This is a genomic window from Arthrobacter sp. AZCC_0090, from assembly GCF_014207375.1.
GTDB lineage: Bacteria > Actinomycetota > Actinomycetes > Actinomycetales > Micrococcaceae > Arthrobacter.
On sequence record NZ_JACHEE010000002.1, the window covers coordinates 264,355 to 279,245 of the forward strand.

Annotated in this window: 9 protein-coding genes; 3 read left to right on the forward strand and 6 right to left on the reverse strand. The window is 63.3% G+C overall.

The window, feature by feature from the left end:
- Positions 1 to 25: 25 nt before the first annotated feature.
- The 6 genes from HNP00_RS03975 to HNP00_RS04000 all read right to left on the reverse strand — a co-directional run bounded on the left by HNP00_RS03975 (position 26) and on the right by HNP00_RS04000 (position 11,002).
- Positions 26 to 997 carry a MoxR family ATPase gene (locus HNP00_RS03975; RefSeq protein WP_184736165.1) on the reverse strand — a complete coding sequence of 324 codons (972 nt, stop codon included), beginning with the start codon at positions 995 to 997 and terminating at the stop codon, positions 26 to 28.
- A gap of 68 nt (positions 998 to 1,065) precedes the next feature.
- A complete protein-coding gene (locus HNP00_RS03980) occupies positions 1,066 to 7,146 on the reverse strand; it encodes an Ig-like domain-containing protein (protein ID WP_184736167.1) in 6,081 nt (2,026 codons plus the stop codon).
- Positions 7,147 to 7,383: 237 nt separating this feature from the next.
- On the reverse strand, positions 7,384 to 8,547 hold the full coding sequence (locus HNP00_RS03985) for an adenylate/guanylate cyclase domain-containing protein (RefSeq protein WP_184736169.1): 1,164 nt from the start codon (positions 8,545 to 8,547) through the stop codon (positions 7,384 to 7,386).
- A complete protein-coding gene (locus HNP00_RS03990) occupies positions 8,537 to 9,154 on the reverse strand; it encodes a PH domain-containing protein (RefSeq protein WP_184736171.1) in 618 nt (205 codons plus the stop codon). Before HNP00_RS03990 ends, HNP00_RS03985 begins: the two co-directional genes overlap by 11 nt.
- A complete protein-coding gene (locus HNP00_RS03995) occupies positions 9,147 to 10,055 on the reverse strand; it encodes a biotin--[acetyl-CoA-carboxylase] ligase (RefSeq protein WP_184736173.1) in 909 nt (302 codons plus the stop codon). Before HNP00_RS03995 ends, HNP00_RS03990 begins: the two co-directional genes overlap by 8 nt.
- Before the next feature lie 47 nt (positions 10,056 to 10,102).
- Positions 10,103 to 11,002 carry an NAD(P)-dependent oxidoreductase gene (locus tag HNP00_RS04000; RefSeq protein ID WP_184736175.1) on the reverse strand — a complete coding sequence of 300 codons (900 nt, stop codon included), beginning with the start codon at positions 11,000 to 11,002 and terminating at the stop codon, positions 10,103 to 10,105.
- 211 nt (positions 11,003 to 11,213) lie between these two features.
- Here HNP00_RS04000 and HNP00_RS04005 point away from each other — a divergent pair, with 211 nt between their 5' ends.
- The 3 genes from HNP00_RS04005 (at position 11,214) to HNP00_RS04015 (ending at position 14,869) form a co-directional block, all read left to right on the forward strand.
- Positions 11,214 to 12,797, forward strand: a complete 1,584-nt coding sequence (locus tag HNP00_RS04005) for an acyl-CoA carboxylase subunit beta (protein ID WP_184736177.1) — start codon at positions 11,214 to 11,216, stop codon at positions 12,795 to 12,797.
- A complete protein-coding gene (locus HNP00_RS04010) occupies positions 12,794 to 13,048 on the forward strand; it encodes an acyl-CoA carboxylase epsilon subunit (RefSeq protein ID WP_311770492.1) in 255 nt (84 codons plus the stop codon). Before HNP00_RS04005 ends, HNP00_RS04010 begins: the two co-directional genes overlap by 4 nt.
- Positions 13,049 to 13,183: 135 nt before the next feature.
- Positions 13,184 to 14,869, forward strand: coding sequence for a DUF885 domain-containing protein (locus HNP00_RS04015; protein ID WP_184736180.1), 1,686 nt, complete (start codon positions 13,184 to 13,186; stop codon positions 14,867 to 14,869).
- Positions 14,870 to 14,891 lie beyond the last annotated feature (22 nt).

Genomic DNA, 14,891 nt, shown 5'->3' on the forward strand with positions numbered 1-14,891 from the left:
GGTGCCGGTGCTGTGGGTTGCTGGTTCAGGCGCTGGCGCGCTGCTGGGGAGCGGCAACGTCGGCCAGGACCCGGTTCAGGATGGCTTCCGGTGTTGCACCCGAGAACTCCGCTTCCGGGTCCATCACGAACCGGTGGGTCCAGACCACGCTGGCGAGTTCCTTGATGTCGTCCGGCAGGACGAAGTTCCGGCCTTGGCCCGCGGCCCATACCTTCGCTGCCCGCACCATGGCGAGCGCGCCCCGGACCGAGACACCCAACCGGGTCTCGGGCGCGTTGCGGGTTTCCTCGCACAGCCTGGAGATGTATTCCAGCACGGCGGTATCAATGTGCGTTGTGGCTGCGAGATCCGCCATGTCCGCAATTGCCTGGGTGGTGATAAGGGGCGACAGGTCTTTGGAGCGATCCTTGAGGTTGCTTCCGCCCAGCAACTGGACCGTGGAGGCGTGATCCGGGTAGCCGATGGAGGTCTTGATGAGGAAACGGTCCAGCTGGGCCTCGGGCAAGCGGTAGGTGCCGGCCTGCTCGATGGGGTTCTGCGTGGCCATCACCATGAAAGGGCGGCCTGCCTCGTAGGTAGTGCCATCCACCGTGACCCTGGATTCTTCCATGACCTCAAGCAAGGCGGACTGGGTCTTGGGTGATGCACGGTTGATTTCGTCCGCCAGCACGATGTTGCTGAAGATCGGACCCTTGTGGAACTCGAACTTCTGCGTCTTCTGGTCATAGATGGTCACGCCGGTCACGTCCGACGGCAGCAGGTCCGGCGTGAACTGGATGCGGTTGTGTGAACCCTGCACTGTGGCCGCGAGGGCACGCGCCAGGGACGTCTTTCCGGTGCCGGGCGCATCCTCGAAAAGCACATGCCCTTCGGCCAACATGGCCGTGAAGGTCAGCCGGATAACGTGCGACTTGCCCAGCACGGCCTGCCCGACGTTGGCAACGAGCTTCTCGAATGTCCCCGCAAACCAAACTGCCTGCTCGGTTGTCATTGTCATGGGTGGTTCCTCTTCTTCCCTGGTGTTGTTGTTGGTAGGGCTCTCAGTGGCATGGGGCTATTCGTGGGCTAGCATTTGCCTGGCCAGTTGCCGCTGACGAGGTCGATGGTTGTCTCCTTCACGTACCAGCCCGATTTCGCCTGGTTGGTCATGAGATACCACTTTGTGCTGTTGCCGTAGATATTCGACCAGCATTGAACTTGGATAGGACCCCAGGACCGCTCCACCCAACCGACCCCGCAACTCGGGGGGTTGGGAGAAAACGAATCAGGCTGCCCCGGTTTCCCCGGGCAACTGCGCTGATCGGCGGCCTTGACCTGGATGGTGGACAAGGGCGGCACAGGATCAGCTCCCGATGTCGCCGAGGCACTTCCGGCCGGCCCGCAGTCCACCGAGCACGCGCGGACGCGAAGCTGCTTGGTGACATTCCAATTGCCTGTGTTGCGGTCGTAGTTGTTGGCTAGCCCAACTGATGTCCAGGCTCCGCCGTCGTAGCTCACTTCGAAGCGCTGAATGTTCCGGCCGTTGGCTGCCGGGTTGTTCCAAGTCCAGTGCACGGATTGATCGCCTGCACGGGATTGTTGGCCATCCACATTCGGAGCGTTCGGAGGGCCATACGGATTGGCTGTGCCGATCGCTTTGGAGTCCCCGGAGAAGTTGTTCTTGATGGATGTGGCAATGATATTAATCGTGACATTCTGCCCATTCGGCAGGCCGGAAATGGTGCCCCCGCCTGCTGCGATGGAGCCGGATTGGCCGGTGCTCGACGTGTAGCTGTAGCGGATCTCGGTTTCCTGGGAGCCATTGCGTTGCGCGGCGGTCAACGGGGTGAACGTCACGTCGAGCTGTCCGCTGTTGCCGGGAGCCGTGACCGTCCCGCTATTGACGGTGCCAGGTTTGCCTGCCGCCCGGATGGGCGCCGAGCCCGGGCTGGTAGGACTCGTCCCGGCCTTGTTCGTGGCGGACACCGTGAACGTGTAGTCCGCCTCTGAGTTATCCACCACCACGTTCTGCGACGTTGCCGGCACTTGTTGGGTGGCGACGACGGCGCCGCCCCGCAGCGTGGTCAGCGTGTAGGAAGAGACGGCGTCGCCGTTGTTGTTGGGCGGACTCCAGCTAACCCGCAACTGGCTCTGGTTCCCGACTGGTTGTGCACCCGAGACCATAGGAGCCGACGGCGTTGCCGGGACCCCTGCGGGAACCTCTGCCGCGGAATACGGACTCCATTCTGAGGGTTCCTTGGCATCATTGCGTGCCAGGACCCGCACCTTGTATGAAACGCCGTTCTGCAGTCCCTTCCAGACGTAGCTGGCAGATGCCAGGTTCTGGATCTGCGGGTTTTGACCTGGGGGCGCGGGCGAGATCTCGAGGTCGTAGGACTTGATGGGCGAACCCTTGCTGGCAGGAGCCACCCAGGTCACGGTGAGCTGCTTGTCGCCGAACTTCAAAACCGGAGCAGCCGGGGTGTCCGGCTTCACGTCCGGCCGAACTTCCGCTGAGGCCGCCGATGGCGCGGATTCACCGAACTCGTTGGTGGCGGTCACAGTGAAGTGGTATTTCACGTTGTTGCTCAGCCCGTTGAGGGTGCACGTATTGGCCGGGCAATCCTGTTGGAAGCGTTCTCCGCGCACCGTGTACTTGGTGATGGGTGCACCGCGGTCCGCCGGAGCGTTCCAGTTGAGCAAGGCGGTGCTATCCCCCACGCTCTGTGCTTGGGGAGTTGTGGGTGCAAGGGGCTTGTCTTTGACGGTCAGGCGAATCCGTGCGGTGGCATAGCGGGACGTTTCCTCGGTTTTGTCCGCCACCGTGTACGAAACCACCATGGTGCCGGTGAAGCCCGAGGCTGGGTTTACCGTCACCGAGTTTCCACTGATCGCCGCAGTTCCTTGGCCCGTTTCAGTTGCAACGCTGACAACTTTCAGCGGCGTTTCCGGGAAGGGATTGGAATCGTTGTCCACGACATTGATGGTGACCGGTTTTCCGGCCGCCGCATTGGGCTCGACGTCGTCGTTGGCTACCGCTTTGGGGCGGTTCGACGCCGTCGCGCTGAGTTTGTAGCTTGCCGTCGCTTCAAGTCCGCGCGGATCTTTGGCCTTGACCTGGACGGTTCCATTGGTCCCGGGGCGAGTCCCGTTGTCGGCCGAGGCCCTCAAGGTCTGGCCTTCGATGCCAACGGTGAAGCCCGCAGGGCTGCCGCCGACAATCTCGTAGCGCATCTTCTGGACGTCGTCTTGGTCAGGGTCCGAGGTGAGCTTCGCCAAATCGGTTCCCACAGTGTCGCTTTGTGGAACCTCAATGCTGCTGCCCAGCAAGGTGGGCGGATGGTTAGTGTTCGGGTCCGGGAGAACCTTGGTGCGGATACTCAAGATGGACTTCAAGCCATTGGGATCGTCGGGGCCGGAGCCGTCGGTGACTTCGAAGGTGATGGAGCCCGGACCCACATAGTCCTTGCCTGCGGTGTACTTGATCGCGGTGCCGTTGTTGGCCACGGGGTCCCCGTCATCGGCACCGATGAGCTTGATCCGGTCAGTCTGTGTCAGGCGTGGGCTGTGCCCTTCGCGGACTTTCACCCATTCTCCAAGATCCGCCGTAACGGACTGGCCGGCGAGCAGCTCGATAATGTCGTCCTTTGCCAAGGTCGGGATCTGTTGCCCAACGCCCGGAACCCAAATGATCGCTGTGGCCTTCAAACCGTCCACGTCTTCCACCGTGTAGGGAATCAGCTGGGGCTTTTCGGTCAGCTGCACCACGACGTGGCCGTCGGGGCCGGGTTTGGCCGTTGCGGCGTCCGTGGAGACCTTGAGATTCTCGCCGACGCCGTCGGGATCTTCGTCATTCTTCAGGACAGGCACGTCGACGGCGGTCTTGCCAAGGGTCTGGGCGGATGTCACGCGGTCGTCGCGGGCGATGGGCGCCCGCAGCGGGATGTCATTCTTGACGATCACGCGGATGCTTGCGTCTCCCACCGCGCCGCGGTCATCAACCACGGAATACCCGACGTTGACCGTGCCCTCTTTGTTGGGCGCCGTCAACAGGATCCTTCCGCTGCTCTTGCTGACGTGGGCCTGCAGGGCGGGGTCGGCCTCGATGCTGTCGCCCTTGATTCCGACGGGGTCGCCGTCAGGGTCGGTGTCGTTGGCAAGGGCGTCCACCGCGATTTGCCGGCCTGGGCGGACGTTCACCTCGTCGTCCACAGGGGCGGGCTTGTGGTTCTCGTCGCCGCGAGGAGCAATGCCCACCGTCACGGTTCCGGTGTTGACTGCTCCTTGCCGGTCGACCACCTTGTAGCGGAAGGTGTCCGTGCCCGCACCGTCGCCGGCGGCCACGAAGTCGATGAAGTTGCTGCCCACAGTCGCGGTTCCCATGCCGGGAGTGCTGTCGATTCCGGTCAGCTGGACGGAATCGCCGTCGGGGTCGATGCCGTCCAAGGGCACTGGAATCCTGACGGTGCCACCGGCCACCACGCGGGCAGTAAGGTTCTGCGGCTGGGGCCGCGAATTCGTGGCCCCTTCAAGGGGAAGGACGTGGATGGTCACAGCGGCCGCGCTCTTCTGCCCTTGCGGATCCACGGCGTTGTAGATGGCGCGCACGGTCTTTGGAACGGGACCGGCGATAAACCGCAAGGTGTCTTCGGAGACGAATGCCTTGCCGTCCGCTTCGGGAATGGGCTGGGCGAGCACAGGATCCACCGAGAGTTTCTCGCCTTGCGGGTGAGTGTCGTTGGCAAGAACGGGAATGGTGACGACGTCGTTGACCCGAACGTTGACTTCGTCAGGCTTGGGCTGCGGAGCCTCCACGACGGCAGGAGCCGGCACCGGGACGACGGATACCGTTCCGGTGGCTGACTTGCGGCCGTTGGACATCGTGTAGTGGAAGACAAGCGGTTCCTTGGTGCCCACGATGTCGCTGACGCGGAGCACGCTATGGTCGATCACGTTGACCGAGACGGTGCTGTTCTCCGGCAGCGAGACCGACTGCAGGACCAGCACTCCTCCGGATGGGTCGGAATCGTTCGCGAGCGGATCCACGAGGACGCTGCCACCTACCGGCAAAAGGGCCACATCATGCACGGCCACGGGCGAACCGGTATCTTTGCCGGATTCCACATCGACGCGGATGAGGCCTTGGCTGCTCTGCGGGCCATTGCTCGCAATGTAGCTCAAGTACACCGGTCCCGGAGTGGAACTGCGGAAGGTGAACGTTCCGCCGTCGGTCACGGGACCGAGTTCCGCCGGCCCCGCGGCCTCCACATGGGCGAGCCGCAAGGCGCCGCCGTTGGGGTCGACGTCGTTCTTCAGCGGCGAGATCACCAGATCCTGCCCGACGACGGCGGTGACGTGATCGGCGTTGACCACCGGAGCGAGGGCGCCCGGAGGCTGGACGTTGACCACCACGCGGCCGGTTGTGGTGGCGCGGCCATCCCACACGGTGACGGTGACGTTTTTCTTACCCGGTGTGGCCCCCGAATCCTGGTACGTCAGGAGCCCGTCCCTGCGGATCTTGACCTGGTCCTGTTCGTTGTCGGCTTTGGCATCCATCAGGACAAGGTCGTCGCCGTCCGGGTCCATCCAGTCAGAAAGAATGTTCTGGCTCACCGTCTTGCCCTGCTCGACCAGCAACGTGGTGGGATCGGAGCGCTTGAAGACCGGGGCTTTGTTCTCGTCGGGACCCACGACGTGGAGCGTGACCTTTCCGCTCGCGGACAGCCCGCGGCCGTCCGCGGCGCTGTAGTCGAAGGTTTCCGTACCCGGCTTGGCATCGGCGGGCACGGTTAGTTGGAAGGCCGAGCCGCCGTAAATGCTCTCCAGGACGCCCGATTTAGGGCCGTTGCCGCCTACCGAGGCGGTGAGTACGTCGCCGTCGGGGTCCGTATCGTTATCCAGCACACCAAGGACGGTGGTGCGCCCGGGCCGCACACCAAACTCATCGGGCTTGGTTTCGGGCGGCCTATTGGGCTTGGTACGGTCCGGCAGGACGTTGATAGTGTTGTTATCCGCAGAATCCTTGTCCTGGTCGTTGGACTGGTTCTTGGGCGGGACCACATCATCCCAATTGTTGACGAGCTGCATGTTCTGGTTGACCAACCAGACGTTGCCCGAGTTCACGTCGTTGAGCACCACCAGATCGCGGTTGACCCGGAAGACGTAGCTTGGGGCCGAGCTGGCCTTCGGAACGTCCACGTTCTTGTCGTCAGCATCATTGGCGCAATCGCGGATGTACTTGTTGGCGCCTGCCCAAGCCGCATGTACGCAGCCCGAAACCTGGACCGGCGCGGCGGGAATGCCCTGCCCATCGAAGGTCACGGTGGCAGCTGTGGAGCCATCGAGCGGCTGCTTGATGAGCGCCTTTTGGGTGGCAATGGCCACGAAACCGCTTTCTGCGCCGCTTTGCTGAAGCTTGGCATCGCGGGCATCCTGCAGCGAAAGACGGCGACCGCCCGGCAGGAAAAGGTTCCCGCGTGCAGCATCCAGGATCACGGGCTCGTCCCCCACCACTGCTATCTGGAGGTCTCCTGCTCCCTTGAGTTCCTCAATCCGGGTCACTTGGGCGTCCGTCTTTTCACCGTTGGCGTCCACCGTTGTGACCGTGACCTCGCCTTTCTGCGGGTCTGCACTGTAGATGCGGTTGTCGGTTCCTACCGCGGAAACCGTCCCTGCCGAACCTAGAAGGACGGCGTCGGTGGATCCCTCGTTGAAAGCGTTGACCGTGGAGGGGGACAGTGCCCACACCTTCCCCCGGACGGGATCCGTCACAGACAGCACCCGGGAACCGAAACTCACTTCAGAGGAAGGCGGCAATTGTTTGTCGCCGCCGAGACGCATGTTCGCTGCGGACACTTGGTTGATGGTGGACCCCGAGCCGTCATCAACGAAAACTTCGCCGGCATCCTGGAGGACATCGAAGTTGGTACTGGCCGGGGTGACGGCGCCGTCGAGGACTTTGGAGGGATAGTTCAACCGTCCCACGGCGTTCTTGGTTTTGCTGACCACCCAGACGCCGCCGTCGTTAAGATCAACCTCGGCTGTCTTGAATCCCGGGTACAGTACGGCACCGGTCACAAGCAACGCAGTTGCCGCCGTAAGACCGGTGATGGTGATGAACTTGCTTCGGCGCTTCTTGAGCCCCCACTTGCCGAATAATGCCGTCACAGCGTTTCAATCCCTTGCATCACAGCCACCCCCAGGCGGCCCTCGAACTTTGCGGCTTGCGCCGGTGCTCGTGAGATTCCGCCGTACCCCCATACGGCGGCGGAATTGAGTCCCTACGACTATCGCATGTGAGACCCTGCTATTCCAAGAGCGGCCTAACCACGAAGGCAATCCAGCGTAGGCCGAAGTTCCCGGGGCACGCCATGGGGAGGACTCCCCATGAGCGCCTCTCCCGGATCAGTCGAGAACCAGGCCTTTGCCAAGGCCGCGTGCAAGCCGGACGGGGAGGATCTCCCCGAAGCCACGAACGTTCTCAGCGGTTTGGGGAACCAGGACGAAACGTTCGTCCTGGCCCAGGGCTGCCGCCGTCATCTCATCGACCAGGACCGTTCCCGGTTCCGCCAGCGCAGTGAGGCGGGCCGCGAGGTTGACGGTGGGGCCGTAGATGTCGCCGAGCCGGGAAAGGATCCGTCCCCAGACCATGGCCACGCGGGCTTCGGGCAGGATTTCGTCTTCGGTGAAGGCCTGAGCGAGCGCCAAGGAGATTTCAGCGCCGGCGGCCGGCGTCTCGGCAATGTAGAGGACTTCGTCGCCGACCGTCTTGACGAGGCGTCCGCCGCCGATGGAAATGATCTCCGCGCACTTGTTCTCGAAGCGCTGGACCAGCTGGGCCAGGGTCTTCTCGTTCATGCGGCGGGACAGGCTCGTGTAGGAGACAAGGTCGGCAAAGCCCACGGCGCGCGCCAAGGGCAAGGGGGCGTCGTCTTCGTCGCCTTCGCGGCCTGCCTCGCTGGCCTGCAAGCCGGCTTCGGCGCGGACGGCCAAGCGCTGCACGCCGGCGTTCATTTGGCGGCGCCACGAGTACAAGAGGATCTCTTCCATGGCATCCACGAGGTTGGGCAGTTCATTGACCAACTGCTTGCGAGCAACCGCATCGGGGATGCCTTGTTGCACCACCATGTCCTCGATCAACGCCTCGACCTGCCACACCACCATGCGGTCGGTCATTTGGCCGATGGCACGCGTCACGGAAATGGCGGCTTCCTCGGTGAGCTTGCCAGCACGGACAAGATCAAGAATGGTGGACAGCGCGGCGAGGTCGCGCTCCGTGAATGCTACGTCTTGGTCTCCGAAGTTGGGGAAACCCAGCGCGCGCCACAGTTTGCGGGCGGACAGCAAGGAGACACCTGCACCCGCAGCCACTTCACGTCGCCGGAGTTTGCGTTCGCCGCCTAGCAACCTGCTTTCAAGCGCCTTGATGGCCAGCCGCTCGGCTGACAGGGCGCCGGTGGGCGGGGACACGACGGGGAGGACCCCCGTCGCGGCGGGGTCCACGGAAGGTTCGGGCACGGCGTCGGGCTCGTGGTCCATGTACTCAGGCTCCTGCTCGTCAACGCTCATCTCTTCCACCTTCTCTCACATCCCAGGGCAACGCTTCATTCGGGTACTCGGTAACACCGTCAGTCCCCGTCACCGCGCCGGGCTCAAACCTGGCACCCGCCGGAAGCTCGGCCATGGCTTCCAGGATGAAACTCCTGAATTTGCCGACCTCCGGGACATCCGCAAGAACGGCGTCGCCGGGGTGCCCGGTATCCAAGGATATATTCCCGGAGCGCAATATCCGTTGGAGCAGCGATTGTTTGATCCCCACGCTGCGCACCGCGACCAACGGCACCTGCCAGTCGCCCCTGCGAAGCATTCCAAAACGGGCAACTATCCGTCCGCTGGTCAGGATGTACCGTATGCCACGCCAGCGAATGAACGCGGGGAGGCTGTAACCGAGCAGCACGATCGCCACAATAGCCAGGCACGCGCCCACCAGCCATTGGGTCCACTCACTCGTGATGACGGGAAGCAACTTGGCCGGTCCGCCTTTGACTATCCATGCACAGGCGAAGGCCGCCGCAGCGGGGACCAGTATGAATGCCAGAACGGGACCAAAGAGCATCCTTGGCTGCTGCCGCGTGATCACGATGACTTGCTCCCCGCGCAGGAGCTCTCTACGCATAACCGCTTTCTGTGGCCCTCAGGTGGACGACGTCTCCGGCGGTCACCACGTGCTCGCGGCCACCATGGTCCACCACCAAAAGGGAACCATACTCATCCAACCTGGACGCATGCCCCACCAACTCGAGGTCGCCGGGCAGATGGGCTTTCACTTCGCGTCCCAAGGTGACCATGACAGCTTCCACCCGCTTGTGCAGGGACGAGCCGCCAGCCAATCCCGCAGTCGGGTCGCCGTCGGCATTGCAGAAACTGCGGTAGAGCGCTGCGAAACGTGACAAATAGTTCTGGAGAATCACGGTGCGGTCCGTAGTGGTGGCGCCCTCGAGCAGGAGGGACGTCGCCGTAGGGACAGGCAATTCATCCCCGCGGAGCGTCACGTTGAGGCCGGTACCCAGGATCACGGCGGGAACTGTTCCGTCCCCCATCGGCCCCATCTGGGCGAGGATTCCTGCGATCTTCTTGCCGCGCACCAGGACGTCGTTGGGCCACTTGATCTCGGCGGGAAGGCCAGCCGTTTCCAGGAGCGTCTCCCGCAAGGCAAGCGCACCCAGCAGGGACAGCCAGGAGTAGCTTTGGGTCGCAACAGGCAAGCCTTGGGAATTGACGGGACGCAGGACGATCGAAACGGAGATCGCCGAGCGGGCAGGAGCCTCCCAGTGACGGTCGAGCCTGCCCCGCGCCGCCGTCTGGTGCTCGGCGGTGAGGACCGCGAGGTCGGTCCACTCCTTGGGTTCCGTGGTGACAGCGCGCAGCAGATCGGCATTGGTGGAGCCGGTGGTCTCGACAATCTTCAGTTGCGAAATACCAGCGGCCGCGAGGAACTCGGGGTGAAGCAGGGCATCGCGGTCCAGGCCCAAACGCGGGTCACGTGGTTCGCTGCTGGCAGGCTGTTCGGCGTCCATAGACAGAATCCTATCCAGCCAAGCTGGTCCCGGAAGAAGATGTCCGCTTAGAGGAAGATGTCGGCCACCAGCTTCTCCTCCGGGGCTCCCAGGCTGTAGGGCGTGAAGTCTGTGACCCCTGCGGCCCTGAGTACCTGTTCGTCCGTGTAGAAGTTGCCGGTTTTGCTGGTTGAACCGGCCGAGCCTGCGGTCAAGTGTGACCCGGTCAGGACGGCGTGGGCCGCGTCGGCCATGATTTCAGGGCCTCGGGCGGCTTGGACAATCTGTTCCCCGCCCGGCATATTTCGGATGGCTGCGGTGTCGATCAGCGTGCAGGGCCACAAGGAGTTGACCGCCACGCCGTCGTTCTTGAGTTCCTCGGCGAGGCCCAGCGTGGTGAGGCTCATGCCGTACTTGGCCATGGTGTAGGCAAGGTGCATGCCAGCCCACTTCGGATCAAGGTTCAAGGGCGGAGAAAGAGTCAGGATGTGAGAATTGCCGGATTTCCGCAGGGCGGGCAGCGCGAGCTTGGACAGCAAAAAGGTGCCACGGACGTTGATGTCCTGCATGAGGTCATAGCGCTTCATGTCAATCGCGTCAGTGCGGGAGAGGTCGATCGCCGAAGCGTTGTTGACGACGACGTCGATCCCGCCAAAGCGTTCGACGGCGGCGGCAACCGCCGCGGCAACGTCGCCGTCGTTGCGGACATCCCCGACGAGCGGCAGCGCTTGGCCGCCGGCTGCTTCCAATTGCTCGGCAGCCGTGAAGACCGTGCCTTGCAGCTTGGGGTGGGGTTCTCCGGTCTTGGCCATGAGAACGATGTTGGCGCCGTCGCGGGCCGCGCGGGTGGCGATTGCCAAGCCGATGCCTCGGCTGCCGCCGGACATCAGGATGGTGCGGCCCCTCAGTGATCCACGTGCCTGGTAAGGAAGGGCAGGGTTTGCAGAAGCGTCGTTGCTTGAGGTCATGAGGACACTGTAGCCCAACTATATTACCGGCGAGTAACATTGCTTGATGCTCGACTTGAAGTCGGAAAATTGTAGGGTTTCTACAGCGGTCTGTGGCTTTTGCGTCATTAGACTAGCCAACAGGGCCCGCACTTTGTACGGATGCTACTTAAGAGCGCATGCCTAACGAAGCAGTGCCAGCGTAAATCAGCTACAGAGCCGGAGACATTTGATGAGCCACGATCTGACAACGACAGCGGGAAAGATTGCCGACTTCCGCGACCGCCAGGCCCGTGCAGAACAACCTTCCGGCCCCGAAGCCATCGAGAAGCAGCATGCCCGCGGCAAGAACACCGCCCGCGAACGCATCGACCTGCTCCTCGATGAAGACTCCTTTGTAGAATTCGACGCCTTGGCAGTCCACCGCTCCACCGCGTTCGGCATGGAAAAGAAAAAGCCCCTCGGCGACGGCGTCGTCTCGGGCTATGGCACTGTCGACGGCCGCCTCGTTGCCATCTACAGCCAGGAGTTCAGCGTCTACGGCGGTTCCCTGAGCCAGGTCAACGGCGAGAAGATCGTCAAGGTCCAGGAATTCGCCCTCCGCAACGGCTGCCCGATGGTGGGCATCAACGACGGTGGCGGCGCGCGCATCCAGGAAGGCGTCGCCTCGCTGGCGATGTTCGCCGACATCTTCCGGAACAACGTCCACTCTTCCGGCGTCGTCCCCCAGATTTCCCTCATCATGGGCCCGTGCGCCGGCGGCGCCGCCTACTCCCCCGCCCTCACCGACTACGTGGTGATGGTGGACAAGACCTCCCATATGTTCATCACCGGCCCTGACGTCATCAAAACCGTCACCGGCGAAGACGTGGACATGGAAACCCTTGGCGGTGCGCGCCAGCACAATGCCACCACCGGCACTTCCACATACCTCGCCAGCGACGAAGCGGACGCGATCGAGTTCGTCCGCGAACTCCTGGATTTCCTGCCGTCCAACAACCTCTCCGAGGCACCCGTCCTGGAGCACGAGCAAGAACTAGAGCTCGACGACGACGACCTCGCCCTGGACGCGCTCATCCCGGACTCGGCCAACCAGCCCTATGACATGCGCAAGGTCATCGAGCAGATCGTGGATGACGCCCATTTCCTCGAAATGCAGTCGCTCTATGCCCCCAACGTGATCATCGGCTATGGCCGGGTTGAAGGCCACACCGTCGGTATCGTGGCCAACCAGCCCATGCAGTTCGCCGGCACGCTGGACATCTCCGCCTCGGAAAAGGCCGCCCGCTTTGTCCGCCATTGCGATGCCTTCAACGTTCCCATCATCACTTTGGTGGACGTCCCCGGCTTCCTGCCCGGCAAAGACCAGGAATTCCAGGGCATCATCCGCCGCGGTGCCAAGCTGCTTTACGCCTACGCCGAAGCCACCGTGCCCAAGCTGACGGTCATCACCCGCAAGGCCTACGGCGGAGCGTACATCGTGATGGGATCCAAGAAGCTCGGCGCAGACCTCAATCTGGCCTGGCCCACGGCACAGATCGGCGTCATGGGCGCCCAGGGTGCCGTCAACATCCTGTACCGCCGCGATCTTGCCGCCGTCGCCGAGGCCGGTGGCGACGTCGAGGGCAAGCGTGCCGAGATCATCCGCCAGTACGAGGAAGAACTCCTCAACCCCTACCAGGCAGCCGAGCTGGGCTACGTGGACGCCGTCATCGCGCCGTCGGAGACGCGCCTGCAGATCATCAAGGGCCTCCGCGCCCTCCGCGACAAGCGCGCCAGCCTGCCCACCAAGAAGCACGGAAACATCCCCCTGTGAGCGTCGAACAGAACCTTTCAGCCTCCGGGCCAGATTCCACCGACGTGGGGCCGGCCGAGCCGTTGCTTTCAGTGGTCAAGGGAAGCCCGACGCCGGAAGAGCTCGCGGCGCTTGCCGCCGTCGTCGCCTCCCTGGGATCCCCGGAGGAAGCCGAAACTCCAAAACAGAGCACCCGGCACTGGCTGCGGCGGCAGCAACTGCGCCTGGACCCCACCCCGGGGCCGGGCGCCTGGAAGCGGAGTCGGGGCTAGGTTCCGCGGTACCCAACTGAGTCGCATTTAATGTCGTTTTGAAGGCTCAGAACGACATTAAATGCCAGCCAGTTGGGTTGGCCGAAGAGTGCAACAACCCTTTCACAAGATTCTTGTCGCGGTTAGGCTCTTGGAGTGACTACTCCTAACACAGTTCCGGCACGCCTCCAGACTGCCATCGACGCGGTCGCCGACGCCTACACGGACACCCTCCTTGCCCTCAATCCGAGCCTCGCCACTACCCTCGGCCTGCCCGGACACGAAACCGAGTACCAGGATTTCTCGCCCGCGGGCGCGGCGGCATTCGCCAAGGCAGCACGCCGAACGCTCGACGAGCTGGCCGCCCTCGAACCCACGGACGCCTCCGATGCCATCACCCTTGACGCGATGCGCGAACGGCTAGGCTTGGCACTCGAGATCCACGAGTCCGGCTGGGACGCCGCGGAGCTGAACAACATCGAATCTCCGGCCCAAACCATCCGCGCGATCTTCGACCTCATGCCCACCGACACAGCCGAACACTGGGAGCACATCGCCGGCCGGGCGGCCAACGTTCCAGCGGCGATCGATGGGTACATCGCCTCGCTGCGTTTCGCCCTGAACGCAGGAAAAGTCTCCGCGGTCCGCCAAGTCAAGATCGTCATCGAACAGACCAGCAAATACGCGGCCGAGGACGGCTTCTTCGCCAAGCTAGCCTCCGGAGCCGCCATCGACGGCCAGCCGCTGCCGGCGGAACTGCAGGAAAAGCTCGACGCCGGTACCGCCGTCGCGCGGTCCGCATACTCGCGCCTGGCCGCCTTCCTCCAAGCGGAGCTCCTGCCCTTTGCGCCGGAAAAGGACGCCGTGGGCCGCGAGCGCTACGCTCTTGCCTCGCGTTCCTTCCTTGGAGCGACAGTGGACCTGGAGGAAACCTACGCCTGGGGTGTGCAGGAACTCGACAGGCTCATCGCCGAGCAGGAGCGCGTGGCCGAGCAAATCAAGCCCGGCGCATCCATCGAGGAGGCCAAAGCAATCCTCGACAACGATCCAGGCCGGCAGATCAAGGGCACCGATGCCCTCAAAGCCTGGATGCAGGAACTCTCCGACCGCGCAGTATCCGAACTGGCTGACGTCCACTTCGACATCCCCGACATCATGAAGACGCTCGAATGCCGTATCGCGCCCACAGACGAAGGCGGCATCTACTACACCGGCCCCTCGGACGACTTCTCCCGGCCTGGCCGCATGTGGTGGTCCGTCCCCGCAGGCGAAGACACGTTCACCACTTGGGCCGAGACCACCACGGTCTTCCACGAAGGCGTGCCCGGTCACCACCTCCAGGTGGCCACCGCCGTCTACCGCCGCGAGCTCCTTAACAACTGGCGGCGCAACGTCTGCTGGGTCTCCGGACACGGCGAAGGCTGGGCCCTGTACGCCGAGAAGCTCATGCTGGAGCTCGGCTACCTTAAGGATCCAGGCGACCACATGGGCATGCTGGACATGCAGCGCATGCGCGCAGCCCGCGTGGTGTTCGATATCGGCGTCCACCTTGAGCTGGAAGTACCGGAGCGTTGGGGCAGCGGCCCATGGACATCGGAAAAGGGCTTCGAATTCCTGAAGGCCAACCTTCCCATCAGCGCGGGCCAGCTCCAGTTCGAATTCACCCGATACCTCGGCTGGCCGGGGCAGGCCCCGTCGTACAAGGTAGGCCAACGGTTGTGGGGGAAGATCCGGGCTGAACTTGAGCGCCGCGACGGCTTTGACCTGAAGTCCTTCCACACAGACGCGCTGAACATCGGCTCTGTTGGCCTGGATACGCTCAAGCGCGCTTTGCTGGGGTGACCCAACTGACTCGCATTTGTTG